Here is a 26,086-nt window from a genome sequence, read left to right on the forward strand (position 1 = left end):
GCCAATGGCATCAGCGACGTCTCCCTGGCGATGTTCCACATGCTCGAGCAGCTGCCGCTGACCACCCTGACCTCCAGCCTGGCGATCCTGCTGGTGCTGATCTTCTTCGTCACCTCGTCGGATTCCGGCTCGCTGGTGATCGACAGCATCACCGCCGGCGGCAAGACCGATGCCCCGCGCGGCCAGCGGGTGTTCTGGGCCACCCTGGAAGGGGTGATTGCCGGCATCCTGCTCTACGGCGGCGGCGATGCCGCACTGGGCGCCCTGCAGGCCGGCGCCGTGGCCACCGGGCTGCCCTTCACCCTGATCCTGCTGATGATGGCGTTCAGCCTGGTCAAGGGGCTGCACGAGGAGCAACGCCGCCCCGGGCTCGTCCCGACTGCCTGACCCTGCCCTTCCCTTGAAGCGACGACCCCGGCACCCGCCGGGGTTCTTGTCGTTGACCGCCGCACCTCATGGCAGAAGCGGCCCGGGGCTCGACCTCGCAGGGTCAAGCAGGCATGGTTATCCTCTCGGTATCCACCGGGACATCGGGCGGATACCGCAGTGACACCCACCGACCCAGAGATCATGGCCACCCACGCCAAGGAGGAACACCCCCCATGTCGAACCGTCTCGCAAGACGCCTCTGCCTGACCGCCCTGCTGTCACTGCTGGCCCTGGCCTCCCAGGCCGTTGCCCAGCAGGCATCTCCTGGGAGCCCCGGTGCCAATGTCGAGGCCGAGCAGTTCCGGGACTGGGAAGTGATCTGCCCGCCCGAGCGCCGCCAGGGGGCCTGCACCATGAGCCAGCTGGTCACCAATCCGGACAGCAATGACCCCCTGATGCGGGTAATCGTTGGCTACCCCCCGGAGCTCGAGGGACGCCCGGCGATGACCTTCCTGCTGCCGCTGGGCGTGCGCCTCGCCCCTGGCCTGCAGCTGAGCGTGGGCGGCGGCGAGCCGGCCCAGTTCCCCTACCAGGTCTGCCTGGAGCAGAGCTGCCGCGCCGACCTGCCCCTCGAGCCCTCGATGGTCCAGGCGCTGCGCGGCGGCAGCAGCGCGACCCTCAGCCTGATCGGGCCGCGCGGCAACCGCATGGACCTGGACATCTCCCTGATGGGCTTCACCGACGCCAGCCAGCGCATCGCGCCCTGACGGTCACGCCCGCCCCGCATGCGCGACAGCCCCGGCACCTGGCCGGGGCTGTCGTCGTCTGGCTGGCCGCGTGATCAGCGGGGCAGGACGCCCTCTTCGCGCAGCAGCTTGAGGATCGCCTCGGCGCCCTGCTCCGGCGTGGCGTCGGCAAGCACCTGCCCGCCCCCGCCTTCGGCCTTGGCCGCCGCGGCCTTGAAGCGGTCCCGCGCCGAGGCGGCCTTGACGATCTTGAGCCGCTTGGGCCGCTTGCGGGCCGGGACCATCTGCCACTCGGCAAGCGCATGGTCCTCGACCGCCGGGGCCTCGACGACCTCCAGCCGCCCACGCCGCGCCGGTCCGAAGGCGCTCTGGCGCGCTGCCGGGGCCGCGGCATCCACGGTGAGGATGGCCGGCAGGCGGACCCTCAGGCGACGCCGCTGGCCGCGGGGCAGCGCCTGCAGCAGGGTGGCGATGCCGTCCTCGACCCCTTCCACCGCCGCCAGGCCATTGACCAGGGGCCAGCCGAGCCGCTCGGCCAGCAGGTAGGGCAGCAGGCCGGAGCCCTCGCCCTGCTCGGCCCGCTCCCCGGCGATCACCAGCTGCGGCGCGGCCGCCTCGAGGCGCTCGGCCAGGGCCGGCAGCACGTCGGCACCCGGCGCCTGCTCGATCAGCGTCAGCGCCTCGAAGCCCATGCCCAGGTAGTCACGCAGGGCCGCCTCGCTGGCCTCGTCGAGGACGCCGGCATGCAGCAGGCTGACTTCGGCCCCCGGGGTCGAGCGCGCCAGCTCCACACCGCGAGCGTCCCGGTCGGCACGCCGGCGGCGTCCGGTCAGCGGGTGGCGACCGACGGAGACCAGCACGGTTACCGCCAGGTCCGGGGCCATGCTCTTCTCAGGCTGCATCACGCTTCTCCTCTCTGGACTGCTCCACCAGGGCCACCAGCGCCTCGAGCACCGGGGCCGAATCGCCGATCACCGCCAGGTCGGCGCGCTTGATCATGTCACAGCCGGGATCCATGTTGATGGCCACGACCTTGTCGCAGCCCTGGATGCCCTGCAGGTGCTGGATGGCCCCCGAAATGCCAACGGCCAGATAGACACGGGCCGTGACCCAGGTGCCGGTGGCGCCGACCTGGCGATCGCGGGCCATGTGGCCGTCGTCCACCGCCACCCGGGAGGCCCCTTCCGTCGCCCCCAGCACCCTGGCGGCGTGGTGGAAGCGGTCCCAGTCCTTGATGCCATTGCCTCCCGAGAGGATGAACTCCGCCTCGGCCAGGGCCACGCCGGCAGGGTCCACCGCCACCTGCCCCAGGTCCTCGACGCGCGACAGGAGCGCGGGCAGCTCGCTGCCGAGCGCCAGTGGCGCAGCGGCGTGACGGGTCTCGTCCACCGGCTCGGCGCACTCGGCCAGCGCCAGGGCGACGCGCGGCAGGGGGCGCAGGATATCCAGGCTCTCCGCCGCGCCCCGGGCAGTACAGCGCCATCCCAGCGGACTCCGGGCGTCGACCTCCAGCTGCCAGACACCGGTCGCCGGCCGCTCCCCCAGCCGGGCCGCCAGGCGCCGCCCAAGGTCGGCGCCCCCCAGGAGTGAGTCGGGCAGCAGCCAGTGGCGCGGCGCCCACTCCCGCTCGATGGTGGAGAGCGCCGCCAGGCGCGCCTCGGGGGCGAAGCCGGCGTAGATGGCGTCCTCCAGGTGCAGCAGTCGATCGATGCCCGCCTCGCCGAAACTGCCTTCCTTGTGCTCGCCAAACACCACGGCCAGTACGGCACCGGGGCACTCGGGGTCGGCATCGGCCAGGCGCCGCGCCAGGCCCAGCAGGTCCTTGTCATGGCCGGAGAGGCGACCGCCGGCCATGTCCGGCACCACGGCGACCAGGAAGGCGGGCTCGGGAATCTCGACATGGCGGCGATCATCCTTGACCGCCTGGCGGGTGCCCCCCGGGGCCTCGCCGCCCTGCTGGGCGCCGCTGCGATCGATACGCTTGACGCCATTGGGGCCGATAAAGCCGATGGCGTGGGGGTTCCTGCGCACCACCCCCTGGGGGCCAAGCCACTCGCTGGCGGCCCCGCTGCCTCCGATTTCTCCAAGGGCGGCCAGCACACTGGCGTGCTCGGGATGCAGGCGGTTGCGAGCGACCCACTCGCGACGCGGGTCACGACGACGAATCTCGGTCATCAGACCTCCTCCTCCAGCACGGGTTGGCGGGATGGCGGCGGCGCCTCGTCGGCAGGACGCGCCACCAGGGCATCGGCCACCAGCTCGGCAATATCGCGCACCTCGGCACCGGCATCGACGACGCCCTCCAGCATGGCGGTGCACTGCGGGCAGCCCACCGCCACCAGCGCGGCGCCGGTCGCTTCGACATCGTTCATGCGCATGTCGGGGATGCGCCGCTTGCCGGGAATATCGGTGATCGGGGCACCGCCGCCGCCGCCGCAGCAGCGCGAGCGAAAGCCGGAGCGCTCCATCTCGGCCACCTGGATGCCCAGGGCGCGCAGGACGTTGCGTGGCGCCTCGAATTCGCCGTTGTAGCGGCCCAGATAACAGGGGTCGTGATAGGTCACGCTGCCGCCCTTCCAGGGCCGGAAGGCCAGGCGCCCGGCCTCATGAAGCTCGGCGATGTAGGTGCTGTGGTGATAGACGCGGTAGTGGCCGCCGAGCTCGCCATACTCGTTGCCCAGCACATGGAAGCTGTGCGGGTCGCAGGTGACGATATGCTGGAAGCGGTACTTGGCCAGGGTCGCGATATTGCGCCTGGCCAGGCTCTGGAAGGTGGCCTCGTCGCCCAGGCGACGCGCCACGTCGCCGCTGTCGCGCTCCTCGTTGCCGAGCACCGCGAAATCCACCTCTGCCGCGCGCAGCACCTTGACCAGCGCACGAAGCGTGCGCTGGTTGCGCATGTCATAGGCGCCATCACCCAGCCACAGCAGCACGTCGACCTGCTGCAGGTCGGCCATCAGCGGCAGGTCGAGATCGGCGGCCCAGTGCATGCGAGCACCGGGGTCGAAGCCGCCGGGATTGTCGGTGGCGATCAGGTTGTCGAGCACCTCGGGGGCCTTGTTGGGCGTCTCGCCGCGCTCCAGGGTCAGGAAGCGACGCATGTCGACGATGGCGTCCACGTGCTCGATCATCATCGGGCACTCTTCCACGCAGGCGCGGCAGGTAGTGCAGGACCACAGGGTCTCGGCATCGACCAGCGCCGTCCCTTCTCTGGCCACGATGGGGCCGTGCGGGGTGCCATGATGTTCACCGACGGGCTTCCCGGGGTAGGGACTGCCGGCATAGGCGGCATCGCTGCCGCCGGCCATACCCACCACCATGTCCTGGATCAGCTTCTTGGGATTGAGCGGCTGGCCGGCGGCGAAGGCCGGGCAGACCGCCTCGCAGCGCCCGCACTGCACGCAGGCATCGAAACCGAGCAGCTGGTTCCAGGTGAAGTCGGCGGGCGCCTCGACGCCGAGCCTGGCGTCGTGATCCTCCAGGTCCAGCGCCTTGAGCCCGGTGGAGCGGTTGCCCTCGCCGAAGCGCTCGGCGCGGCGGTGGAAGGCCAGGTGCAGGGCGCCGGCGAAGGCGTGCTTCATGGGCCCGCCCCAGGTCATGCCGACCACCATCTCGGCCAGGCCCCAGGCCACCACGGCGGCCAGCAACAGCGCCAGCAGCCAGTGACCGAAACCGGCAGGCAGGATGCCCACCGTGGGCAGGGTGATCAGGAAGACGCCCAGCGAAAAGGCCATCAGGCTCTTCGGCAGGCGCATCCAGGGCCCCCTGGAGAGCCGGGCGGGCGGGTTGCGGCGCCGCCTGGCGACGAACAGGCTGCCCGCGAACATGGTGGCACTGGCCGCCAGCAGCAGCCCGCCCAGCACTGGATTGGCGAACCCCAGGCCATGCACCAGGATCATCAGCACGGCGGCGGCCACGAAGCCACCGGCGGTGGCCACGTGGGTGTTGGACATCACCTTGTCGCGCCCCACCACATGATGCAGGTCCACCAGGTAGCGGCGCGGCAGGGCCGCCAGGCCCTTGAGCAGCGGCACGGCGGAGGGCCGCCCCTGGCGCCACAGGCGAACACGCCGCCAGGCGCCGATCACCGCCATGCCCAGGGCAGCGAAGATCAGTATCGGTAGCAGGATCTCGAGCATCTCGCTCACCTCGCAAGTTGTCGGTTGTTATCCGGGGTTGAAGAGGCCTGCATAGAGAAAGCGTCATGAGCGACGGCCAGGCTAGGCGAAGTTCGGCGAGTCAGCGGAGTGGACTGGCTGCTCCATGAGCATGACGAACCGAACTTCAACAACGCCTGGTCGAGCGCAATAGCTTTCGCTCAGAAGTCCTTGCAGATCCGCAGGGCGTCGTAGATCGCCGCATGGGTATTGCGCGGTGCCGTGCAGTCGCCCAGGCGGAACAGCAGGAAGCCGTCACCTTCTTCGCTCAGGCAGGGCTGGGGCTGGATGGCGTAGAGCGCCTCCAGGTCCAGCTGGCCCCTGTTGCGGGACTGCGCCTTGAGGGCGTAGTAGAGCGCCTCGTCGGGACGCACGCCGTTCTCCACCACCACCTGGTCGACCACCCGCTCCTCCAGGGCGCCGGTATACTCGTTCTCGAGCACCGCCACCAGGGAGTCGCCCTCGCGATAGACCTTGTGCAGCGCGAGGTCGGAGGTCATGACCACCTCCTTCTCGTAGAGGCTGCGGTAGTAGGTCGGGAAGGTGGTGCCGCCCACCGCCGCGCCCGGCTTGATATCGTCGGTGACGATCTCCACCTTGGCGCCCTTGTCGGCGAGAAAGTCCGCCGCCGAGACGCCGGAGAACTCACAGATGGCATCAAAGATCAGCACGTTCCTGCCAGGCGCTACCTTGCCCGAAAGAATGTCCCAGGTGCTGACCACCAGGCTCTCCGCGGGGTCCTCCGCGTAACCCCACTCGGGCACTTGGCTGAGGAAGGGCTGGCCGCCGGTGGCCAGCACCACGATATCCGGGCGCAGGTCGAGCAGGGTCGCCTCGTCGGCCCGGGTGCCCAGGCGCAGGTCGACCTTGAGCCGCGCCAGCTCCAGCTGGTACCAGCGGGTAATGCCGGCGATCTGGTCGCGCTGCGGGGCCTGGGCGGCGATGGTGATCTGGCCGCCGAGCGCCTCCGCGGCCTCGAACAGGGTGACGTCGTGGCCACGCTCGGCGGCGACGCGGGCCGCCTCCATGCCGCCCGGGCCACCGCCCACCACCACGACCTTGCGCCTGGGTCCCTCGGACTTCTCGATGATATGCGGCAGGCCCAGGTACTCGCGGGAGGTGGCGGCGTTCTGGATGCACAGCACGTCCAGGCCCTGGTACTGGCGGTCGATGCAGTAGTTGGCGCCCACGCACTGCTTGATCTGGTCGATCTGCCCCATCTTGATCTTGGCGATCAGGTGCGGGTCGGCGATATGCGCCCGGGTCATGCCCACCAGGTCCACATAGCCGCCCTCGAGGATGCGGCTTGCCTGGTTGGGATCCTTGATGTTCTGGGCGTGGATCACCGGCACGCCGACCACTTCCTTGATGCCCGCCGCCAGGTGCAGGAAGGGCTCCGGCGGATAGGACATGTTGGGAATGACGTTGGCGAGCGAGTTGTGGGTGTCGCAGCCGGAGCCCACCACGCCGAAGAAGTCGACCTGGCCGGTGGCATCGTAGTAGGCGGCGATCTGTTTCATGTCCTCGTGGGAGAGGCCGTCGGGGTGGAACTCGTCGCCGCAGATACGCATGCCCACCACGAAGTCGTCGCCCACCTCGGCGCGCACCGCCTTGAGCACCTCCATGCCGAAGCGCATGCGGTTCTCGAAGCTGCCACCCCAGTCATCCTCGCGCTTGTTGACCCGCGGGCTCCAGAACTGGTCGATCAGGTGCTGGTGCACGGCGGAGAGCTCGACGCCGTCGAGGCCGCCCTCCTTGGCCCGGCGCGCGGCCTGGGCGAAATCGCCGATGATGCGCCAGATCTCCTCCTCCTCGATGGTCTTGCAGGTGGAGCGGTGCACCGGCTCGCGGATGCCGGAGGGCGACAGCAGCGTGGTCCAGTCGAAGCCATCCCAGCGCGAGCGGCGCCCCATATGGGTGATCTGGATCATGATCTTGCCGCCGTGCCGGTGGACGGCATCGGCGAGATTCTGGAAGTGCGGGATGATGCGGTCGGTGGCGAGATTGACCGAGCTCCACCAGCCCTGCGGGCTGTCGATGGAGACCACCGAGGAGCCGCCGCAGATGGCGAGGCCGCAACCGCCCTTGGCCTTCTCCTCGTAGTACCTGACGTAGCGCTCGGTGGTCATGCCCCCGTCGGTGGCATGCACCTCGGCGTGGGCGGTGCTGACCACCCGGTTGCGGATGGTCAGGTTGCCGATCTGGATCGGCTGGAAGAGTGCGTCGAATGCCATGGTGGTGACTCCTCAGCCCCGAAGGGTGTCGAGCGGACGGGTGACGAAGCGGCCCACGTCGCAGCCTTCCTCGGCCGCGCTCTGGACCTGCTCGGCGACGGTGCGCAGATCGCTGCCCCGGGCGGCGAGGATCTGGTCCATGGCCCCGGCGAACCAGCCGGTGAACATGTACTCCACCTTGCGCCCCACCTTGCCCAGTTGGTAGACGAAGGCGCTGTGCTCGAGGCGCACCCGGCAGGTGCCGGCGTCGAGGTCGATGGCCTCGACGATGAAGCGCCCCCAGCCGCGCTGGGAGAGGCGTGTCATGTAGTGCTCGAAGACATCCACCCCCTCGAGGCCATGGCACTCGGCCTCCTTCTCGCACCAGTGCCAGGCGCTCTTGTAGCCGGCGTTGTAGAGGATCTCGGCGTACTTCTCGGCGCCCAGGGCCTCCTCCACAGCCAGATGGTTGTTGATGAAGAAGTGCCGCGGCACGTAGAGCATCGGCAGGGCGTCGGTGGTCCAGACACCGGTCTCGGCGTCCACCTCGATGGGCAGCTCGGGGGCCATCTGAGTCACGGTCGTAATCCTCGAAAATCGTTGTTCTAGTCAGTCAGTGGGCAGGGGCCTTTCGGGCCCCTTATCACGCAGAGGTGTTACCCAGCACTCAGGCGCCCCACACGTCCTTCAGTACGCGTACCCAGTTCTCGCCCATGATCTTGCGCACCTGGGGCTCGCTGAAGCCGCGGCGCGAGAGCGCCTCGGTCATGTTGGGAAACTCGCCGATGGTGCGGATGCCCTCGGGGTTGATGATCTCGCCGAAGCGGGTCAGGCGGCGGGCGTAGCCCTTGTCGTGGGTCAGCCACTCGAAGAAGTCCTGGCCGTGGCCCTGGGTGAAATCGGTGCCGATGCCGATGGCGTCCTCGCCGACGATGTTCATCACGTACTCGATCGCCTCGACGTAGTCGTCGACGGTGGCGTCGATGCCGGCACGCAGGAAGGGGGTGAACATGGTCACGCCGACGAAGCCGCCACGCTCGGCAATGAACTTCAGCTCGGCGTCGGACTTGTTGCGCGGGTGCTCCTTGAGACCGGAGGGCAGGCAGTGGGAGTAGCAGACCGGCTTCTCGGAGGCCTCGATGACCTCCCGGGAGGTGGTCTCGCCGACGTGGGAGAGGTCGCACATGATGCCGACGCGATTCATCTCGGCGACGATCTCGCGGCCGAAGCCGGAAAGACCGCCATCACGCTCGTAGCAGCCGGTTCCCACCAGGTTCTGGGTGTTGTAGCACATCTGCACGATGCCTACGCCCAGTTGCTTGAAGACCTCCACATAGCCGATCTGGTCCTCGAAGGCATGGGCGTTCTGGAAGCCGTAGAGAATGCCGGTCCTGCCCTCCTCCTTGGCCCGGGTGATGTCGGCGGTGGTGCGCACGGGGCGGACCAGGTCGCTGCATTCGGCCATGAGCGCATTGGACCGGACGATGTTGTCGACGGTGGCCTGGAATCCCTCCCAGACGGACACCGTGCAGTTGGCCGCCGTCAGCCCGCCGCGCCGCATGTCCTCGAACAGCTCGCGGTTCCACTTGGCGATGATCAGGCCATCGATGACGATGGCGTCGTCGTGCAGTTCTCTTGGGGTCATGTGTGCCGCTCCGGGGATGTGTTCGACTCGACGGCAGCATAGCGCCGGCCCACTCCGGCTCGGCGCCTGGAAACGACGACGAGAATTCCAAAAACGTCATAACTGTCGCGCCTGCGACGCACGACGACACCCTGCCGGCCCGTGACGGGCCGGCAGGGCGATCGGTTCGGCAGGAGGGTCGGTAAGGCAGTGGTCAGGAGCGCAGCATGACGCTGGCGTAGGTCGGCTCGCCACGCGCCTGGTCGAGGGCCAGGATGGCCGAGGAGACCGGCTCGACCGGACAGGCCTCGAAGGTCAGCAGTTCCAGGTTGGTGCCCGCCTGCTCGCAGGGCGGCGGCACCGGCAGCCGGACCGGGTTCGCGCCCTGACGCTCGTCGCGGGGCGGCTGGCCGAAGAACTCCCGGTAGCACTTCGAGAAGTGCGGCGTGGAGACGAAGCCGCAGGCGGAGGCCACCTCGATGATCGAGATGGAGGTCTGCTTGAGCAGCTGCCGGGCGCGGGTCAGCCGCAGCTTGAGGTAGTAGCGCGACGGCGAGCAGTGCAGGTATTTCTGGAAGAGCCGCTCGAGCTGGCGACGCGACACGTCGACATAGGCCGCCAGCTCCTCGAGCCCGATGGGCTCCTCGAGGTTGGCCTCCATCAGCGCCACGATCTCCAGCAGCTTGGGCTGGGTGGTACCCAGGATATGCTTGAGCGGCACGCGCTGCTGGTCCTGCTCCCCGCGCACGCGGTCACAGATGAACATCTCGGAGATCCCCGCCGCGAGCTCACGGCCATGATCCCGCCCGATCAGGGTGAGCATCATGTCCAGGGGGGCGGTGCCCCCCGAGGCGGTGGCCCTCTCGCGGTCGATGGAGAACAGCCGTGTCGTCAGCAGGGCGCGGGGAAAGGACTCCTGCATGGCGGCCAGGCACTCCCAGTGGACACTCGTCTCGTAGCCATCCAGCAGCCCCGCCTTGGCCAGCGCCCAGCTGCCGGTGCAGATTCCCCCCAGGCGACGGGAGAGGCGTGCCTGCCCCTGCAGCCAGGTGACATGCTCGCGCTGCACCGCGCGCGCCGGCCCCACGCCGCCACAGACCACCACCATGTCCAGCGCCAGCGGCACCGTGGTCGCCGCATCCGGGGTGACCTTGAGGCCATCGCTGGCGGAGATCGGCTCGCCATCGAGGCTCAGGGTGAACCAGCGATAGAGCTCCCGGCCGGCCAGCTGGTTGGCCATGCGCAACGGCTCGATGGCCGAGGCCAGCGAAAAGAGGGTGAAGTTTTCCAGCAGCAGGAAGCCGATGGCCTGGGGAGCAGCCGGCTTCTGTGGTGCCTGGGAGGGGGTCGTCATGGCGAGACTCCTCTACGGGGTCATACACGGGTTGTTGTTATAACCGTCTCCGGACGCCCGCCGGTGTCTGGCTGTCGCGATCAGGCAAGTCCGTCGCGCAAGGTACCGCAAGGCGTCGTGATCTGGCATGACACCATTGTCTATCGGCCGCCGTGACGCCAGTCGCTGACGACCATGGTGTCGTTCCCAGGGTGGCAGGATGTCGCTCCTGGACAAGGCGGGGACCCAGTCCGTCGTCACCCGCCCTTGCGGACCTGCTTGCGCGCGTACATCGCGGTGTCGGAACGCTGCAGGACCTGCCGGCTGTCCCGCTCGTCCTGCTCGGTGGTGATCACGCCGACGCTGGCCCCGCCATAGTCGATGGCATCGTCGCCGGCCTGGAAGGTGCCCTGGGTCAGGCGCTCCAGCTGGCGCTTGAGGGCGTCACGCTGCCGGGCAGGCTCGCGGCCCGCGGCGGGGCACAGCCAGACGAACTCGTCGCCCCCGTAGCGGGCAATGACATCGCCCTCCCCGCGACCCGCGTCGAGGGCCGCGGCGATCTGGATCAGGAAGCGGTCGCCGGCGTCATGCCCGAAGCGGTCGTTGATCTCCTTGAAGCCGTCCAGGTCGATGAAGGCCACGTGCAGCACCGTCGATCGCGCCGCAGCCTCGCCGAGCAGCCTGTCCAGCGACTGGATCAGCGCACGACGGTTGGGAATCCCCGTCAGGGGGTCGGTGAGGGCGTGCTGGTTGAGCTGCTGGTTCTCGTTGACGAGGATGTCGAGCAGCTTCTCGCTCTCGATGTAGCGGGCGATGAGGTCGGAGAAGAGCGCGATGTAGTGCCGGGTGCTGTCCGATACCTCCACCCGCCTTTCGCTGGCGGCGCAGAGCGTGCCGAACAGCATGCCATTGACCAGCCGCACCGGCTCGCTCAGGTAGGTGCAGATGCCGAGCTCGCGTGCCGCCTGCGAGTCGCCCCAACAGCCGGCCACATCGGCGGTGAAGCCCCGCCCCTCGGCGATGGCGCGTCGGCACAGGGTGTCCGTCCAGGGCACCGTCAGGCCTTCCGGGATCTGCAGCTGACGGGTGTTGCGGGCATGCAGCACCGTCTGCAGGCCCTGGCGTTCATCGATCACGGTGAAGTAGGTGGACTCCAGTCCGGTGACTTCCTCGAGCAGGTCCAGCAGGGGCCGCACGACGGCTTCCAGGCGGCGAGGGTCGGCGGCCGTGTCGGCAAGCCGCTCCAGCAGCGCGGCGGGAATCTGTCGTGATGCTGTCATGGCCATGGGGTTCTACCGGTCGAGACGTGAATGGAGGCGAGACGAACGGTCGGGAGTGCCGCTAGCCCGGTGCCTGGCGGCGCATGACCCGGGCCCAGGCAGCGGCAAAGTCGGCAGCCGGGAGCGGCCTGCCGTAATGGTAGCCCTGGGCCTGCTCGCAGCCCATGCCGGCCAGGGCCTCGGCCTGTTGCGGCGTCTCGACGCCCTCGGCGACCGTCTTCATCCCCAGGGTCCGGGCCATGGCGATGATGGTCTGGATGATGGCCCGGTCATGGCGGCTATCGAGCATGTCCCGAACGAAGGAGATGTCGATCTTCAGGGCATCGGCCGAGAAGCGGCGCAGATAGGAGAGCGACGAGTAGCCGGTGCCGAAGTCGTCGATGGCCAGGGCATAGCCGGCCTTGCGCAGCGCATGGGTGATGCCGACGGCCTGCTCGGGGTCACGCATGAAGTCGCTCTCGGTGAGCTCCAGGCCGATGGCCGAAGCCGGTACGTCCCGGGTCAGGGTGGCGATATGCTCGGCCAGCTGCGGATCCGCGAACTGCTGAGCGGAGACGTTGAGGGAGAGCCGGCCGGGCAGGGCCATGCCCTCGCGCCGCCAGGCGGCCATCTGCCGCGAGGCCGCCTGCAGCACCCAGTCGCCCAGCGGGCGGATCAGTCCGCGCTCCTCCGCCAAGGGAATGAACTCCCCCGGGCTGACCCAGCCCCAGACCGCGTCGTGCCATCGGCACAGCGCCTCGGCGCCCACCAGCTCGCCGGTGCGGAGGTCGACCTGGGGCTGGAAGTGGAGCTCGAGGCGCTGGCCGGCGATCGCCGCGCTCAGCCGTTCCGTCATCTGCTGGCGGCGCTGGAGGGCGAAGGTCATCGATTCGTCGAAGGGGCAGGTCCCGTCATCCTGCTGCTTGGCGTGATAGAGCGCGATGCTGGCGGACTTGAACAGCTCCCCGGGGGTGACGGCATCCCGCGGGTAGCAAGCCGAGCCGATGCTGACCTCGAGCACAAAGCTGCGGTGACCGAGCTCGATGGGCCTGCTCACGGCATCCCTCAGCCGCCGCACACTCTGCTCTAGGCTGGTTTCCTTGGCTTGCGGCACCAGCACCGCGAACTCGTCGCCGGAGAGCCGCGCCAGCACCTCGTTCGGCCCCATGGCACGCGCCAGGCGCCCGGCCGTGGTCGAGAGCAGCTGGTCACCGATCTGGTGGCCGTGGAGGTCATTGATCTCCTTGAAGCGGCGGATGTCGAGGAGCAGCAGCAGGAGCGGCTGCTGGCCCTTCTCGGCCTCCTGCCTCAGACGCATGAGCTCTTCCATGAAGCGTACCCGGTTGGGCAGGCCGGTGGTGCCGTCGGTATAGGCCAGCTGGTGCATGCGACGGTGGTCGCGTCGCCGCTCCAGCTCCGCCGCGGCCCCGGTGGAGAGGATGCGCAGCACCGAGGTGGCGAAGGCGTTGGCCTCCAGCGGGCGGCGATAGAGCACCATGACGACGCCGATCGGCTCGCCCCTGGCGTTGTCCAGGCGACGGCCGATCCAGGCGCTGGCCACGCCGGCCCCACCCGGCAGCAGCGCGGTGCCGTCGCCCTCGACCATGGCCTCCCGCTCGTCGAGGACCTGCTCGCAGGGGGTGCCCGCCAGCGCGTAGGCGTAGTTGTCGAGCCGCTGCCCCTCCGCGACCACGCTGACCATGCTCATGGTCGCTGACGCGCGGCCGCTCAGGGGGTCCGCATCCGGCCGGGAGGATTCGAGCAGGGCAATGAAGCCGGCATCCGCCTCGAGGATCTCGACCAGGGTGCTGACCAGCTGATGGAAGTAGTCGTCGCCGATGCGGGTGGTGACGGTCGAGGCCACCTGCATCACCGCCTCCTGGACGCGCTGTGCCTCATGCTGCTCGGTGATGTCGGTGATGAAGCCCTCCAGATGGAGCAGCTCGCCGGCGGCATCGAAGACCCCCTGGCCCTGCTCCCACATCCAGCGGGTACCGTCCCGGGCATGGTGCAGCCGGTAGATGACGCGAAAGGGGTCTCTGCGTGAAACGGCGGCCTGGACCTCCTCGAACACCCGCTCACGGTCGGCGGGATGGATCAGCGCGGCATAGCTGGCGACCCGGTTGTCCTGCAGCTCGTCGGCCCGGTACCCCGTCAGCGCGTGCGCCCCCTGGCTGACGATCCTCATGGTCCAGTCGCGATCGTTCAGGCAGCGATACGCCATGCCGGGCAGGTGGTTGAGCAGGGTCTCGAGGCGACGCTCGCTCTCCTGCACCGCCAGCTCGGCCCGGCTGCGGTCCAGCTCGGCGCCGGCCTGGACCGCGGCGATGCGCAGCACCTCCTGCTCCAGGCCTGCGGTCTGCATGGGCGTGTTCTTGAGCACCGCGAGCAGGCCCAGTGGTGTCCCGTCCGCGGCCAGGAGCGGCAGGCCGAGGTAGCTGACCGCGCCCAGCTGACCCAGCAGGCCATCGTCGGGAAAGCGGGCCTGGACGCCATCCGCATAGAGACAGGCCTCCTCGCCGACCACGGTCTCGCAGGGCGTACCCGCCAGCGGATAGGTGATGTTCGGTCGCGGCCGGCCCTGCGACCAGACCGCCAGGGTGTGAACCATGGCATCCCCGGTGACCCGGGCCACCAGGACGTGGTCGACCCCCAGGATGGCCGCGAGCCGCGCCACCAGGGTGTCGTAGAAGTCGGGGGCCCCGCTCCTGCCGAGGCCCTCCGCCAGCTGGCGAAAGGCCTCTTCAGCCCCCATCCGTGAGTGCATTGCCGTGCTCCCTCATGGGCCTCTCCGCATCGCTGCCCGGCCCGTGATGCTGGCTCCGTGTCGGGATATCCGGCCCACACGATGACAGGAACGGCCGTCAGGGTAAATCGAGCACTCCCCCCGTCGTCAGCCTCCTACTTGCCGAGGCCCAGCGCCGGGGGGAAACGTCAAGAATCATCCGGCTACCGGGGGCTCGGCGTCGAAGAAGGGCCTTATGGCCCAGGCGACCACGGGCGTGACCGGAACGAGCTGGTCCCAGTTCGAGACCTGCGGTGCAACCAGGTGATCGAGTCCGACTACATGACCGCCCCTCTCCAGTACCAGCACCGGTAGGGCGCAAGCGCTCAAGCAGGCGGGTCAGTCAAGACTCGTCATCATGGTCTCCGTATCCCATCACTGGCGATGTCACGGCCAAGGTAAATGCCGGCAGTGCGTAAAGCAGTTAATTAGCAATAAGGATGGGACATGAGACCGCCGACCCATAACCGGGCCTCATAACAATAAGTGTCAGTATCTGATGGTGGCCAGATTGGGAAACCCGGGCCCTGCACACAAGTTTCCTGCATACTGCAAGATTGATGCACATCAATGGGCAGGTGGCCTCACTGGTCTACGGTAAGAGAGCCGCTTCCAACAACTTGTCTGCCACCATGGCCAAGAGCCCACCGAAACGTCGCCTCAGACTTGTCCACGCCTTGACGTGGATGCGTATCGGGATGGCCGCACTGATGCTAATGAGTCTTTTTCTGGTTGCGACCCAAACCACCGTCCACCAAGAGACCTCCTTCCAGGGCGAGGTAGAGACCGGGCAACACATCGACGCCCCCCAGGATGCGCCCAGCTGCCACCACGGTCATGGCACGCGTTATCTCGTTGGTGTCCTGCCGCGCATGGAGCAGCAAGACATCAAGTTCGCTACGCTTCACGAGTCCCTGGGCGGTATGGACCCGGCTCCTCGGGTAATCGCCAGCAGCGGCGTCCCGCAAGCCCTGCCAGATCCTTCTCCGATTCCCGCCTACCTGCTGACGCACCGGTTCAGATCCTGAGCCCTGGGTGGCATGCCTCACACCCAGTCGTTGTTGCTTGGCATTGACCTGTGTGCCGCACGTAGCCGGAATACTGTGGGCAAAGGCCTAGAATGGGTCCAATAGCTCGCCAGGAGAACGATCATGGAAATTCGCAAGCATATTCTCGCCCTCGGACTCGTCCTGGCACTCGGTGCCAGTGCTTCCGGCGTCACCCTCGCCCAGGGCATGCCGGACAACCAGCCCGACCAGGGAAGCGGCATGACGAAAGGCATGATGAGCGGCGGCCAGGGCGGCATGGGGCCCGGCATGATGGGCGGCGGAATGATGCCCTGCCCGATGATGGGCGGCGCGGGCGTGGGCATGATGCAGGGGATGCTCGACCCGGAGCAGCACGACGAGATGCGCGCGCTGATGCAGGAGCACCGCCCCGCCCAGTTCGAACGCTTGGGCCGCCTGATGAACCTGCGCGACGACCTGATGGCGGAAATGCATGGCCAACGCCCGGATCCCGAAGAGGTCAAGTCCCTGCATGGCCGGCTGGCCGAGCTTCACGGCGAGATGATGGCCGATAAGGTGCGCATGCGAAATGCCATGCATGACCTGCTGACCGACGAGCAACGTCTACAACTTCAGCAGGCCACACCTGAGAGCAGCGTCGCTCCCGACGACCACGACGCCCATCACTGAACCGCTGCGATAGAGGCGCCAGGATGGCCGGGCGGCCACAGTTTGGCCGCCCCTTCGGCTCCGCTTCAGGAGGCATGCGATGACCGATTCGACCCCGACCACGATCACCCTGACGGTCCCCGGCATGGGCAGCGACCACTGTGCCGGTATCGTGCGCAAGACACTGGAACGCTTCGATGGCGTGGCTGTGATCCAGACCAATATCGCCAACCACCATGTCAGCGTGACCATCGAAACAGGCGGGCCCGACGGCGACACCTTGAAGGAAGCCGTCGAGGGGGCCGGCTACGACGTGGCCGCCGTCAGTGGAGGGGCCGGCAAGCAACAGGTCCGCCTGACGGTTCCCGGCATGGGCAGCGACCACTGCGCCGGCATCGTGCGCACGACGCTCGAACGCCTCGAGGGCGTGAGCGAGATCGAGACCAATATCGCCAGCCACCGTGTCTCGGTCACCGTTGCCAGGGACGGCCCCGACGGTGACGACCTCAAGCGCGCCGTGGAGGGGGCCGGCTATGACGTGGCCGCCGTCCAGGCCGACGACACGGAGGAAGCCGACGACGCCGAGATCGAGGAGGCCTATCTCGCCCAGGCCCGCAAGCGGCTGATCATCGCCGCGGTCCCCACCACCCTGATCATGCTGCTGATGATGCCGCACATGTTCTGGCAGCCGATCCCGGGGTATCTCGCCATCATCGCCCTGCTGGCCTTTCCGGTGGTGTTCCTCTATGGGGGTATCGCCACCCACAAGTCGACCTGGCGCTCGCTGAAGAACGGCACCTTCAACATGGATGTGCTGATCTCCATGGGCAGCCTGCCGCCCTATCTGATCGGCCTGGTCGGCTTCGTCTACCCCATGACCTCGTTCATCGAAATGGCCGCCACCATCATGACCTTCCACCTTCTGGGGCGTTACCTGGAGGCATTGGCCAAGGGGCGCGCCTCCCAGGCCATCCGCCGCCTGATGACCCTGGGCGCCAAGACGGCGCGCGTCGAGCGCGATGGCGAGGAGGTCGAGGTGCCGGTGAAAGAGCTTGCCCCGGGCGACATCATGATCATACGTCCCGGCGACAAGATCCCCACCGACGGCGAAGTGGTCGAGGGCGAGAGCCATCTCGACGAGTCCATCGCCACCGGCGAGTCGATACCGGTCTACAAGAGCCCCGGGGACAGCGTGATCGGTGCCACCATCAACAAGGAGGGACGCTTGCGGGTCAAGGCGACTCGCGTCGGCGGTGATACCTTTCTCTCCCAGGTGGTGCGCCTGATCGACCAGGCTCAAGGCTCGCGGGTGCCGATCCAGGAATTCGCCGATCGCATGACCGGACGCTTCGTGCCGGCGGTGCTGGCCATTGCCCTGGCCAGCCTGATTGCCTGGGCACTGTTCCCGGATGCCCTGCGACCGATCCTCGACTGGGGCGCGACCTTCCTGCCCTGGGTGAACCCCGAGGCCACCACGCCGGTGCTGGCGATTCTCGCCGCCATCGCCGTACTGGTCATCGCCTGTCCCTGCGCCTTGGGCCTGGCCACTCCCACGGCGCTGATGGTGGGCTCCGGCATCGGTGCCGAGCGTGGCATCCTGATCCGTTCAGGCGAGGCGATCCAGACCTTCAAGGACGTCAAGGTGATGGTGCTCGACAAGACCGGCACCATTACTCGCGGCGAGCCGAAACTCACCGAGGCCGTCGCCGCCGAGGGCGTCGACGAAAACCGCCTGCTCACCCTGGCGGCGAGCGTGGAGAACGCCTCGGAGCACCCTATCGCCCGGGCCATCGTCGACGGTGCCCGGGAGCGTGATGTGACACCCGGAGAGCTCAGCGAGTTCCGTTCCACCGGTGCGCGCGGTGTCTCGGGCAAGGTTGGCGACGAAGCGGTGCTGATCGGCAATCGCCGGCTGCTCGAGGAGGAGGGCGTGGCCGGCCTCGAGGCCCTGGATGAGGCCATGGGCGAGCTCGAGGGCAAGGGCCGCACCGTGGTGATCGTCGCCGCCGACGGACAGGCCCTGGGCCTGGTCGCCGTGGCTGACACCCTCAAGGAGGAATCGATCGAGGCCATCCGCGGGATGCATGAGCTGGGCCTGCACGTGGTGATGATCACCGGCGATAACGAACGCGCCGCTCGCGCCGTGGCCGACGAGGTGGGCATCGACGAGGTCCAGGCCGGCGTGCTGCCGGAAGGCAAGGTCGATGCCATCCGCGCGCTGCAGGAGAAGCACGGCAACCACGTGGCCATGGTCGGGGACGGCATCAACGACGCCGCAGCGCTGAAGCAGGCCAACGTGGGTATTGCCATCGGCGCGGGTGCCGACGTGGCCATCGAGGCGGCGGACGTGACCCTGGTACGCGGCGAGCTCACCGCCGTGGTTGACGCCATGCACCTCTCGCGTGCCACCTTCGGCAAGATCATCCAGAACCTGATCTGGGCCAGCGCCTATAACGTGGCCGCCATCCCCATCGCCGCCATCGGCCTGTTGCACCCGATGATCGGCGTTATCGCCATGACCACCAGCTCCCTCTCTGTGATCGGCAACTCGCTGCTGCTCAAGCGGCGTTACGCCCGCGAGCAGCCCCGCGGAGAGCCTTCCACTGCCACCCCATCGGTCCAAGCCAAAGGCGACCGCTCATGAAACGACCAGAGTCCACCAAGCCCCCCTCAGGAGAGGCCGAATCACAGAAAGAGCCGCCTTCTCATTCCGGGGCACTCCAGAAATGGCTGATGACCGCCTGCGTGGTGCTGATGGGAGGCGCCGTGCTGCTGGTCATGTGGCGCGGGCAATCACTGAGCAGCGGCGCCTGGCTGGTACTGCCGGTGGCACTCTGTCTCGGCATGCACTTCCTGATGCACCGTCGTCTCGGGCATCATCAACGTGAACAGGATGAGTAACGAGAAGCCAAAAAGACCCTATAAGGAAGGAGCTTCGCAGTAAACGCATCAGGCCGATGAGTAACCGGCCCCGCCTGCCCGCCGAATTCGGGAAGCAGGACGTCGACAGCCCCTCCACCAGCCGCTGCCATGGCACCTACGAATGTATGTAATCGACTAACTGTAGGTCCCCTTGCGAGACAGAAAGAGTCGCTCGGCAAGCAGGATAACCGACATTGTTATCGCAGCAACGACCAATACCAAGGGGTCTGTCGTAGCCTTCACCCAAAGGAAGCCTGCCAGTACGACGGCATCCAGCAGTATAGCAATCACTAACACAGTTGCGCTTGCATCAATTTCCCGACGCAGATGACGCAACACTCCCCAATGGATAGCGATATCCATGATTAGATAAAAAATGATACCAAGTGCAGCGATACGGCTGAGATCGAAGAATGCCGTCAGGATCAAGCCAAGCACGACCGTATAAACCAAGGTATGCTTCTGGATGCTGCCAGGCATGTGGAAATGGCGATGCGGCACCAGCTTCATTTCCGTCAGCATCGCCAACATGCGTGAGACCGCAAATATACTGGCAATGATGCCACCCGCGGTGGCCATCATGGCGAGGATGACGGTGAACCAGACGGCGGCCTCCCCCAGTGCGGGTCGGGCGGCAGCTGCCAGGGAGTAATCCTTCGTCTCGATGATCTCGCTCAGCGACAGGTTGCTGGCGACGGCGAAGCCAACCAGGGCATAGATCACCACGCAAAGGGCGATCGAGATCATGATCGCCCGGCCCAGATTGCGGTGAGGATCCTTGATCTCCGATCCGCTGTTGGTAATGGTCGTGAAGCCCTTGAAGGCCAGGATACCCAGCGCTGTGGCGCCCAGGAACCCCGACAGTGAGGCGTCGGGCGCCGAGCTCGAGACCTCCATCTCCAGGGAGTCGGCGATCAGGACGCCGACCACCCCGAAGAGGATGATGCCGCCGATCTTGATGACGCCCAGCACTGACGCAACGCCCTGGATCCACCTGTTGGCAGAGAGGTTGATCAGGAATGCGGAAATCAGCAGGGCAACGCCCAACGAAGGAACAAGCAGTGACCTGTTCTCCACATCGAACAGCTCAAGGGTGTAGGACCCGAAGGTTCTCGCCAGGAAGCTCTGGGCGATCACCATGGAGAAATACATCAGCAACGCATGGAAAGCGGTAGGTAGCGTCTTGCCATAGGCTTTCTGCAGGTACATGCCGATGCCCCCTGCCGAGGGGTAAGCACGTGACATCTTGACGTAGGAGTAGGCGCTGAAGGAGACGATCAGGGCGGCCGACAGGAAGGCCAGCGGGAACAGGTGCCCCGTCATCTCGGCCATCTGTCCCGTCAGGGCGAAGATGCCTGCCCCGATCATGACACCTGTGCCCAGGGCAATCGCCCCCACCAGAGAGAGGCTCCCCTCCTCGTACTCAGGAGTTCGATCCGTGGAGTCGGTCATCCATGTCTCCTTGTCATCACAGGATGAGCTGTTTCAGGGGCATCCAGAGACCCATGGCGATCATGATCAGGTTCTCGGTCAGGGAGACGAACCCCAGCGGAACATTGCTGTTGCCCCCGACACAGGCGCACTTCAGCTCTCGCTTGTCGATATACACGGCCTTGAAGACCGAGATGGCGCCCACCGTGCCGATGAACAGGGCCAGGGGGGCGGCGAGCCACGTCAGGACGCCTGCCAGCATCAGGACGCCGGCCAGGGTCTCGGCGTAGGGGTAGACGTAGCCGTAGCGGACATGGCGCTGGGCGAGCAGGTCATAGTTGAGGAACATGGTGCTGAAGCTCTCGACATCCTGCAGTTTCTGGAGCCCCAGCAGGATCATGGCGGTGGCAATCGCATATTCCGGCATGCGCAAGGAGAGGAGTGTGCCACTGGCCGCCCAGCTCACCGCCAGGCCGATCAGCAGGGAAGTCGCAAAGATGGCGATGACCGGCTGATAGGTCGTCTCCTTCTCGCCGGGCACGCTCAATCCCAGGTACTCGCGAACCTCTTCATAGCCCCCCACGCGCTCTTCGCCGATGTAGACCTGAGGGGTGGTGTCGACCCCCGCCTGCTCCTGGAAATCCTCGATGGCCTCCCGCGAGGTGAGGGTGTGATCCTCTACCTCGTAGCCCTTGCGCTTGAGCAGGTCCACGGTCTTCAGGCCGAACGGGCAGAGGTGCTCTTCCGTTTTCATGCGGTAGACACGAGCCGTCTCGTGCTGCGCGGAAGACGCCGAAGTGACGGTGCTCATGGGTATCAACCTCCTTGCGGTACCAAGAGATAACTCGAACCCTGCGCTCACTGACGGAGGGACATACCCTCTCTTGTTGCTTTCAGCCTAGAACCCTTGGGTCACCCAAGGGTCAAGGACATGCGCGCCGAGACCGATCAGAACATCAGCCTCACCCCGGCCACGACACCGGTATCTTCCGTGGCATCACCGCCGGCACGCGAGAGATCGGCAGTATCCCCGTACTGCTTCTCCCAATAGCCACCCACGTAGGGGGCGAAACGGCGAGTTACCTGATAGCCCAGGCGCATGCCGACACGCACCGAGTTGAGCCCCTCGCCGACACCGAACTCCTCGACCTCGCTGGCAGCGACGACAATTTCGGTACGTGGCTGCAGATAGAGTCGTTGGGTTAGACGCAGGTCATACTCACCCTCGAAACTCGCCGAGACGTCGCCCTCGTCGCTGACCCGAAGTGCCAGGTCGGTCTCGATGCCATAGGGCACCACCCCCTGCAGGCCGACCACCCCGTAAGAGCGCTCGGCATGGTCATCCGAGAACACACCACCTTGGTAGCCAATGCCGCCCTGGAGTTCCCAGAAGTCGGCGATCAACCGGCTATAGAGCAGCTCCAGCGATTCGAACTCGGCATCCTCGCCATCGCCCTGGACGTTCTCGCCCTCGGACTTGAGGTAGACCCGATTGACGTCGCCGCCATACCAGGCCTGGAAGTCCCAGACCAGTTCCTCATGCCCCTTGTCGGGCACGGCGTACTCGAGCCGGTCGAACAGCGCCATGGCCATGTTGTGCTCGGCCATGGGGGACGGCCAGTCAGCGGGCGCATCGTAACCCTCCTCCGCGTAGGCAGTGGAGAGCGTCAGCATGGCCAATACGGTGCCGGCCCCGGTCCGTACGTTCCTGGTATTCATGCCTTCTCCTTATGAAACCTTGACGACCCGGAACATGCCGGCATCCATGTGATACAGCAGGTGGCAGTGGAAGGCCCAGCTGCCCTCGGCATCGGCGGTGATCAGCGCCGAGACGCGCTCCCCGGGCTTGACGTTGAGGGTGTGCTTGCGGGGAATCAGCTCACCCTGGCCGTTCTCCAGCTCCATCCACATGCCGTGGAGGTGAACAGGGTGCTCCATCATGGTGTCGTTGATCAGGATCAGGCGCAGGCGCTCGTCCTTGTTGAAGCGGATGGGGCCGGTCACCTCGCTGAACTTCTTGCCGTCGAAGGACCACATGTAGCGTTCCATGTTGCCGGTGAGGTGCAGTTCCAGTTCCCGCTCCGGTTCACGGCGGTCCGGCCAGGGAGTGAAGGCCTTGAGGTCCCGGTAGACCAGCATGCGTCGCGCCTCCGGGTCGATGCCGATGCCGGCCTGGTCGTAGCGGGAGCCCGGCTGGGCCGCCCCCGCCGCCAGCATGCCGTTGGCATTCATCCTGCTGCGCTCATCCGACATGCCCTGCATGTTGGAATGGTCCATGCCCTCCATGCTGGAGTGATCCATGCCCTCCATGTCGCCGTCAGCGCCCCCCTCCATCTCGGCGTGGTCCATGCCTTCCATGTCATGGGCGCCCATGGCTTCCATGCCGCGGTCGGCGATCCGGCGACGCTCGGGAATCGCCGCGTCCATCCCCTCACGCGGCGCCAGGGTGGCGCGTGCAAAGCCGCTACGATCCATGGATTCGGCGAAGATGGTATAGGCGGTATCGTCCTCGGGCATGACCAGGACGTCATAGGTCTCGGCCACCCCTATGCGGAACTCATCGACGGGAACCGGCTGCACCGGCTGGCCGTCGGCTGCCACCACGGTCATCTTCAACCCGGGAATACGCACGTCGAAGTAGGACATGGCCGAGCCGTTGATCACCCGCAGGCGAACCCGCTCACCGGCCCTGAAGAGCGCCGTCCAGTTCTCCTCTGGCGAGTGACCATTGAGCAGGTAGGTGTAGGTGCTGCCCGTGACGTCGGCGATATCGCGCGAGCTCATGCGCATCTTCGCCCACATGCCACGCATCTCGGCGGTCGCCGCGAAGCCCTTCTCACGCATATCAGCGAAGAAGTCGGCGATGGTACGCTCCTGGAAGTTGTAGTAGCCCTCGGCGGTCTTCAGGTTGCGGAAGACCGACATGGGGTCCTCGAAGGTCCAGTCGGTGAGCAGCAGCACATGCTCACGGTCGTAGCGGAAGGGCTCGCGCTCGGCGGCATCGATGACCAGCGGACCGGCGTGGCCGAGCTGCTCCTGCAGGCCGGAGTGGCTGTGGTACCAGTAGGTACCGTTCTGGCGAACGGGGAAACGGTAGGTGAAGGTCTCGCCCGGCGCGATGCCGGGAAAGCTCACCCCCGGCACCCCATCCTGGTCGGGCGGCAGGATCAGGCCATGCCAGTGGATAGAGGTGGGCTCGTCGAGCAGGTTGGTGACCTTGAGCACGGCATCCTGCCCCTCCTTGAGTCGGATCATCGGCCCGGGGCTGGTGCCGTTGATGCTGAACGGTCGTGCCTCCTTGCCATCGATCAGGATCGACTCCCGGCGGATGGCCAGCGACACCTCGGGCCCTTCTTCCACCCCTTTGGCGTACACACTGGTCTGCCCCCAGGGATCGGCCCAGCTGGGGCGCAGGCCCAGGGCCGCCGCCGACCCAAGCCCAAGCGCAGCACCGCCTTTCAGGACCTGACGACGTGATAGCGGGTGTGTGATGACGCGCGAGCTTGCCATGTATGATTCCCGTCAATGTCTGGTCGCAGCATCTTGACGGGTCAAGCTGAATCACAGCTGAACGTGAAGGCTCACGGCAGGCACTCGCCGACAGGCACCGTGATCTCCACGCGCAATCCCCCGAGGGAGCTCTGCGCGAACCGAACCCGCCCCGAGTAGCGTGTCAGCAACTGATTCAGGATCGAGAGGCCAAGACCGTAGCCGGGCTGGCTCTCGTCCAGGCGCCTGCCTCGCTGGCCGAGGCCCGGCAGCTCCGCTTCGGCCACCCCCGGCCCATCGTCCTCGACGAGGATGGTGAGACAGCCCTCCAGGCGCAGCTGGCAGTGAACCTCGTGGGAGGCCCATTTACCGGCGTTGTCCAGCACGATACCGAGTATCTCGGAGAGATCCTGCGACTCGACCGGGATACGCTGGTCGAGCCGATCCGGCAGGTTCAGGTGAAATCGCTTGTCGGGGTAGAGGACACGGAACATCTCCACCAGCCGAGCGCCGTCACGGCGCAACTCGGACATGCGCCCGGCGTGAGGGCCGGCGATCCGTGAGCGTCGCAGCTCGGCATCCAGCTGGGCATGCACCGCTTCCAGGCGCTCCACCAGCCGCCGGCGGCGCGCCTCATCGATGGGGCGGGTCCCGCGCAGCACCTGGGTCACCGCCGCCAGCGGCGTCTTGAGGGCGTGGGAGAGATTGGCTACCGAGTCGCGAGAGCACTGCAGGCGACTGTCGATCTCGTCCATGAAGCGGTTGAGCTGCACGACCAGGCCGTCCAGTTCGGACGGCACGTCCAGGGAGAGACGCTCACGCTCACCGCGGCGCAGCTCGCCCAACTGGTCGCGAAGCCGTGACAGGGGGATCAGCCCACGATTGACCGCCAGCAGGTTGAGTCCCACGAGCATCACCAGCAGTGACGCCGCAATCCCGCCGACCCACCAGTGCAGCCGGTGGAGCCCCGCCTCCACCTGCGAGAAGTCCTCGCCGATCAGCAATACGCCATCCACGCCGTTGAGGGCGAAGGGCTGCCGATAGACCAGCAGATGCTGCTGCCCTTCCCGCACCTCGACGAGCGTTTCGCTGGACGCATCGAGCAGGGGCTGCAGCGCCTCCTGCCAGTGCGTATCCGAGGCCGAGGTATCATCGCCGAGGCGCAGCACGTAGAGGTGGTGGAAGACCTGAAATCCTCGGCTGGCAGAATCCAGCACGGCGGCAGTGGAGAGGTAGTCGCGCCTCAGTTGCTCGATGGCATGGCCGGCTTCCCGCTCGAGTCGCGCCCCGAGGAAGTCGCGCGCCAGATCCTTCAGCAGGATGCCGTGCAACAGCCAGGTCATACCGGCCACCACCAGGGCGATGCCTGACAGCCGCGCCAGCAGCCGGACACGCAGGCTGCGCCGGTCAAGGCGTGACGAAGACATAACCCTGGCCGCGCCGGGTCTGGATGGTCGACTTGCCCAGATAGCGCCGCAGCCGCGCGATGTAGACCTCGATGAGGTTGGGTGCCGCGGCGTCCTGATCCAGGGCGTAGAGTTGGTTGAGCAGATGGTCCTTGGAGAGAACGCGCCCCGGGTGGTGCATGAAGTAGCGCAGCAGGAGAAATTCGGTGCCGGTGAGGGGGTGCCAGGTGCCGCCACCGACGCGGACACGCTGGTTCGCCTCATCCAGCGAGACGCCATTGAGCGTCATCTCCCGGGACAGGCGTCCGGACTTTCGACGCAGCAGGGCCCGCACCCTGGCGATGAGTTCGGCTTCATGGAAGGGCTTCGTCAGGTAGTCATCCGCACCGCCTTCGAGTCCGACCACCTTGTCTTCCCAGGTATCGCGCGCGGTGAGAATCAGCACCGAAAGATCATGGCCATGCTTGCGCCACAGCTTGAGCAGGTCCAGCCCGGAGCCGTCTGGAAGGCCGAGGTCCAGGATCGCGAGCTCATAGTGCTCGGTTGCCATGAGCGACCTGGCCACTCTCAGCGAAGTGGCCAGATCGACACGGTAACCGTTGTCTACCAGACACTCGACCAGGCTCTCCGCGAGCAGGTCGTCATCTTCGAGCAGCAACAGTTTCATGGAGGCGGG

The 26,086-nt window shown here is 66.7% G+C and carries 21 protein-coding genes and 1 pseudogene; 6 read left to right on the forward strand and 16 right to left on the reverse strand.

The features are described 5' to 3' along the window. Together SCI24_RS07805 and SCI24_RS07810 are read left to right on the forward strand one after the other, a co-directional pair. A partial coding sequence (locus tag SCI24_RS07805; RefSeq protein ID WP_318724859.1) for a BCCT family transporter occupies positions 1-387 on the forward strand: 387 nt, incomplete at its 5' end. Between the two features lie 215 nt (positions 388-602). After that, the gene (locus SCI24_RS07810; RefSeq protein ID WP_318724860.1) at positions 603-1,136 is read left to right on the forward strand and encodes an invasion associated locus B family protein; all 534 of its coding nucleotides are present in this window, start codon (positions 603-605) and stop codon (positions 1,134-1,136) included. 74 nt (positions 1,137-1,210) lie between these two features. Here the strand turns inward: SCI24_RS07810 and SCI24_RS07815 are convergent, their stop codons facing one another. The 9 genes from SCI24_RS07815 to SCI24_RS07855 form a co-directional block, all read right to left on the reverse strand. Further along, a complete protein-coding gene (locus SCI24_RS07815; RefSeq protein WP_318724861.1) occupies positions 1,211-2,017 on the reverse strand; it encodes an electron transfer flavoprotein subunit beta in 807 nt (268 codons plus the stop codon). Further along, positions 2,007-3,290 (reverse strand): electron transfer flavoprotein subunit alpha/FixB family protein, encoded by a 1,284-nt coding sequence (locus SCI24_RS07820; RefSeq protein WP_318724862.1) that lies wholly within the window; start codon positions 3,288-3,290, stop codon positions 2,007-2,009. The genes SCI24_RS07815 and SCI24_RS07820 overlap by 11 nt, the downstream gene beginning before the upstream one ends. Then, positions 3,290-5,254 (reverse strand): (Fe-S)-binding protein, encoded by a 1,965-nt coding sequence (locus SCI24_RS07825; protein WP_318724863.1) that lies wholly within the window; start codon positions 5,252-5,254, stop codon positions 3,290-3,292. The genes SCI24_RS07820 and SCI24_RS07825 overlap by 1 nt, the downstream gene beginning before the upstream one ends. A 179-nt stretch (positions 5,255-5,433) precedes the next feature. Beyond that, on the reverse strand, positions 5,434-7,506 hold the full coding sequence (dgcA, locus tag SCI24_RS07830; RefSeq protein ID WP_318724864.1) for a dimethylglycine demethylation protein DgcA: 2,073 nt from the start codon (positions 7,504-7,506) through the stop codon (positions 5,434-5,436). 12 nt (positions 7,507-7,518) lie between these two features. Beyond that, positions 7,519-8,064 (reverse strand): DUF5943 domain-containing protein, encoded by a 546-nt coding sequence (locus SCI24_RS07835; protein ID WP_318724865.1) that lies wholly within the window; start codon positions 8,062-8,064, stop codon positions 7,519-7,521. An 88-nt stretch (positions 8,065-8,152) separates the two neighbouring features. Further along, the gene (locus tag SCI24_RS07840) at positions 8,153-9,130 is read right to left on the reverse strand and encodes a dipeptidase (protein WP_318724866.1); all 978 of its coding nucleotides are present in this window, start codon (positions 9,128-9,130) and stop codon (positions 8,153-8,155) included. A 193-nt stretch (positions 9,131-9,323) separates the two neighbouring features. Beyond that, positions 9,324-10,463, reverse strand: coding sequence for a GlxA family transcriptional regulator (locus SCI24_RS07845; RefSeq protein ID WP_318724867.1), 1,140 nt, complete (start codon positions 10,461-10,463; stop codon positions 9,324-9,326). Positions 10,464-10,699: 236 nt separating this feature from the next. Next, positions 10,700-11,722: a sensor domain-containing diguanylate cyclase gene (locus SCI24_RS07850; protein WP_318724868.1), complete on the reverse strand. Its 1,023-nt coding sequence runs from the start codon at positions 11,720-11,722 to the stop codon at positions 10,700-10,702. Between the two features lie 61 nt (positions 11,723-11,783). Continuing rightward, positions 11,784-14,468 (reverse strand): EAL domain-containing protein, encoded by a 2,685-nt coding sequence (locus SCI24_RS07855; RefSeq protein WP_318724869.1) that lies wholly within the window; start codon positions 14,466-14,468, stop codon positions 11,784-11,786. Between the two features lie 716 nt (positions 14,469-15,184). Here SCI24_RS07855 and SCI24_RS07860 point away from each other — a divergent pair. The 4 genes from SCI24_RS07860 (at position 15,185) to SCI24_RS07875 (ending at position 19,063) form a co-directional block, all read left to right on the forward strand. Continuing rightward, positions 15,185-15,514, forward strand: coding sequence for a hypothetical protein (locus SCI24_RS07860; protein WP_318724870.1), 330 nt, complete (start codon positions 15,185-15,187; stop codon positions 15,512-15,514). A gap of 123 nt (positions 15,515-15,637) precedes the next feature. Then, positions 15,638-16,183: a Spy/CpxP family protein refolding chaperone gene (locus SCI24_RS07865; protein ID WP_318724871.1), complete on the forward strand. Its 546-nt coding sequence runs from the start codon at positions 15,638-15,640 to the stop codon at positions 16,181-16,183. A 79-nt stretch (positions 16,184-16,262) separates the two neighbouring features. Beyond that, positions 16,263-18,806 (forward strand): heavy metal translocating P-type ATPase, encoded by a 2,544-nt coding sequence (locus SCI24_RS07870; RefSeq protein WP_318724872.1) that lies wholly within the window; start codon positions 16,263-16,265, stop codon positions 18,804-18,806. Next, a complete protein-coding gene (locus SCI24_RS07875; protein ID WP_318724895.1) occupies positions 18,803-19,063 on the forward strand; it encodes a hypothetical protein in 261 nt (86 codons plus the stop codon). The genes SCI24_RS07870 and SCI24_RS07875 overlap by 4 nt, the downstream gene beginning before the upstream one ends. Positions 19,064-19,085: 22 nt before the next feature. On the opposite strand, the pseudogene SCI24_RS07880 reads toward SCI24_RS07875, so the two are convergent. The 7 genes and pseudogenes from SCI24_RS07880 to SCI24_RS07910 all read right to left on the reverse strand — a co-directional run. Further along, a pseudogene (locus SCI24_RS07880) lies at positions 19,086-19,199 on the reverse strand (IS5/IS1182 family transposase); the annotation flags it as partial. 20 nt (positions 19,200-19,219) lie between these two features. Continuing rightward, a complete protein-coding gene (locus tag SCI24_RS07885; RefSeq protein WP_318724873.1) occupies positions 19,220-20,536 on the reverse strand; it encodes an APC family permease in 1,317 nt (438 codons plus the stop codon). 16 nt (positions 20,537-20,552) lie between these two features. Continuing rightward, on the reverse strand, positions 20,553-21,326 hold the full coding sequence (locus tag SCI24_RS07890; protein ID WP_318724874.1) for a glutaredoxin: 774 nt from the start codon (positions 21,324-21,326) through the stop codon (positions 20,553-20,555). Positions 21,327-21,463: 137 nt separating this feature from the next. After that, complete coding sequence (locus tag SCI24_RS07895; protein WP_318724875.1) at positions 21,464-22,234, reverse strand: copper resistance protein B; 771 nt, start codon at positions 22,232-22,234, stop codon at positions 21,464-21,466. A gap of 9 nt (positions 22,235-22,243) precedes the next feature. Continuing rightward, positions 22,244-24,025, reverse strand: a complete 1,782-nt coding sequence (locus SCI24_RS07900; protein ID WP_318724876.1) for a copper resistance system multicopper oxidase — start codon at positions 24,023-24,025, stop codon at positions 22,244-22,246. 71 nt (positions 24,026-24,096) lie between these two features. Then, positions 24,097-25,431, reverse strand: coding sequence for an ATP-binding protein (locus SCI24_RS07905; RefSeq protein WP_318724877.1), 1,335 nt, complete (start codon positions 25,429-25,431; stop codon positions 24,097-24,099). Continuing rightward, positions 25,412-26,077, reverse strand: a complete 666-nt coding sequence (locus tag SCI24_RS07910; RefSeq protein ID WP_318724878.1) for a response regulator transcription factor — start codon at positions 26,075-26,077, stop codon at positions 25,412-25,414. The genes SCI24_RS07905 and SCI24_RS07910 overlap by 20 nt, the downstream gene beginning before the upstream one ends. Positions 26,078-26,086: the final 9 nt, after the last annotated feature.

The sequence above is a fragment of the Halomonas sp. genome (assembly GCF_033549285.1).
Classification (GTDB): Bacteria; Pseudomonadota; Gammaproteobacteria; order Pseudomonadales; family Halomonadaceae; genus Halomonas.

What these genes read in the sequence shown, in the direction of transcription:
- SCI24_RS07810 (WP_318724860.1), top strand. Translation starts at nt 603, where the DNA reads ATGTCGAACCGTCTCGCAAGACGCCTCTGCCTGACCGCCCTGCTGTCA.
- SCI24_RS07815 (WP_318724861.1), bottom strand. Translation starts at nt 2,017, where the DNA reads ATGCAGCCTGAGAAGAGCATGGCCCCGGACCTGGCGGTAACCGTGCTG.
- SCI24_RS07820 (WP_318724862.1), bottom strand. Translation starts at nt 3,290, where the DNA reads ATGACCGAGATTCGTCGTCGTGACCCGCGTCGCGAGTGGGTCGCTCGC.
- SCI24_RS07825 (WP_318724863.1), bottom strand. Translation starts at nt 5,254, where the DNA reads ATGCTCGAGATCCTGCTACCGATACTGATCTTCGCTGCCCTGGGCATG.
- dgcA (WP_318724864.1), bottom strand. Translation starts at nt 7,506, where the DNA reads ATGGCATTCGACGCACTCTTCCAGCCGATCCAGATCGGCAACCTGACC.
- SCI24_RS07840 (WP_318724866.1), bottom strand. Translation starts at nt 9,130, where the DNA reads ATGACCCCAAGAGAACTGCACGACGACGCCATCGTCATCGATGGCCTG.
- SCI24_RS07845 (WP_318724867.1), bottom strand. Translation starts at nt 10,463, where the DNA reads ATGACGACCCCCTCCCAGGCACCACAGAAGCCGGCTGCTCCCCAGGCC.
- SCI24_RS07850 (WP_318724868.1), bottom strand. Translation starts at nt 11,722, where the DNA reads ATGACAGCATCACGACAGATTCCCGCCGCGCTGCTGGAGCGGCTTGCC.
- SCI24_RS07855 (WP_318724869.1), bottom strand. Translation starts at nt 14,468, where the DNA reads ATGCACTCACGGATGGGGGCTGAAGAGGCCTTTCGCCAGCTGGCGGAG.
- SCI24_RS07860 (WP_318724870.1), top strand. Translation starts at nt 15,185, where the DNA reads ATGGCCGCACTGATGCTAATGAGTCTTTTTCTGGTTGCGACCCAAACC.
- SCI24_RS07865 (WP_318724871.1), top strand. Translation starts at nt 15,638, where the DNA reads ATGGAAATTCGCAAGCATATTCTCGCCCTCGGACTCGTCCTGGCACTC.
- SCI24_RS07870 (WP_318724872.1), top strand. Translation starts at nt 16,263, where the DNA reads ATGACCGATTCGACCCCGACCACGATCACCCTGACGGTCCCCGGCATG.
- SCI24_RS07875 (WP_318724895.1), top strand. Translation starts at nt 18,803, where the DNA reads ATGAAACGACCAGAGTCCACCAAGCCCCCCTCAGGAGAGGCCGAATCA.
- SCI24_RS07885 (WP_318724873.1), bottom strand. Translation starts at nt 20,536, where the DNA reads ATGACCGACTCCACGGATCGAACTCCTGAGTACGAGGAGGGGAGCCTC.
- SCI24_RS07890 (WP_318724874.1), bottom strand. Translation starts at nt 21,326, where the DNA reads ATGAGCACCGTCACTTCGGCGTCTTCCGCGCAGCACGAGACGGCTCGT.
- SCI24_RS07895 (WP_318724875.1), bottom strand. Translation starts at nt 22,234, where the DNA reads ATGAATACCAGGAACGTACGGACCGGGGCCGGCACCGTATTGGCCATG.
- SCI24_RS07900 (WP_318724876.1), bottom strand. Translation starts at nt 24,025, where the DNA reads ATGGCAAGCTCGCGCGTCATCACACACCCGCTATCACGTCGTCAGGTC.
- SCI24_RS07905 (WP_318724877.1), bottom strand. Translation starts at nt 25,431, where the DNA reads ATGTCTTCGTCACGCCTTGACCGGCGCAGCCTGCGTGTCCGGCTGCTG.
- SCI24_RS07910 (WP_318724878.1), bottom strand. Translation starts at nt 26,077, where the DNA reads ATGAAACTGTTGCTGCTCGAAGATGACGACCTGCTCGCGGAGAGCCTG.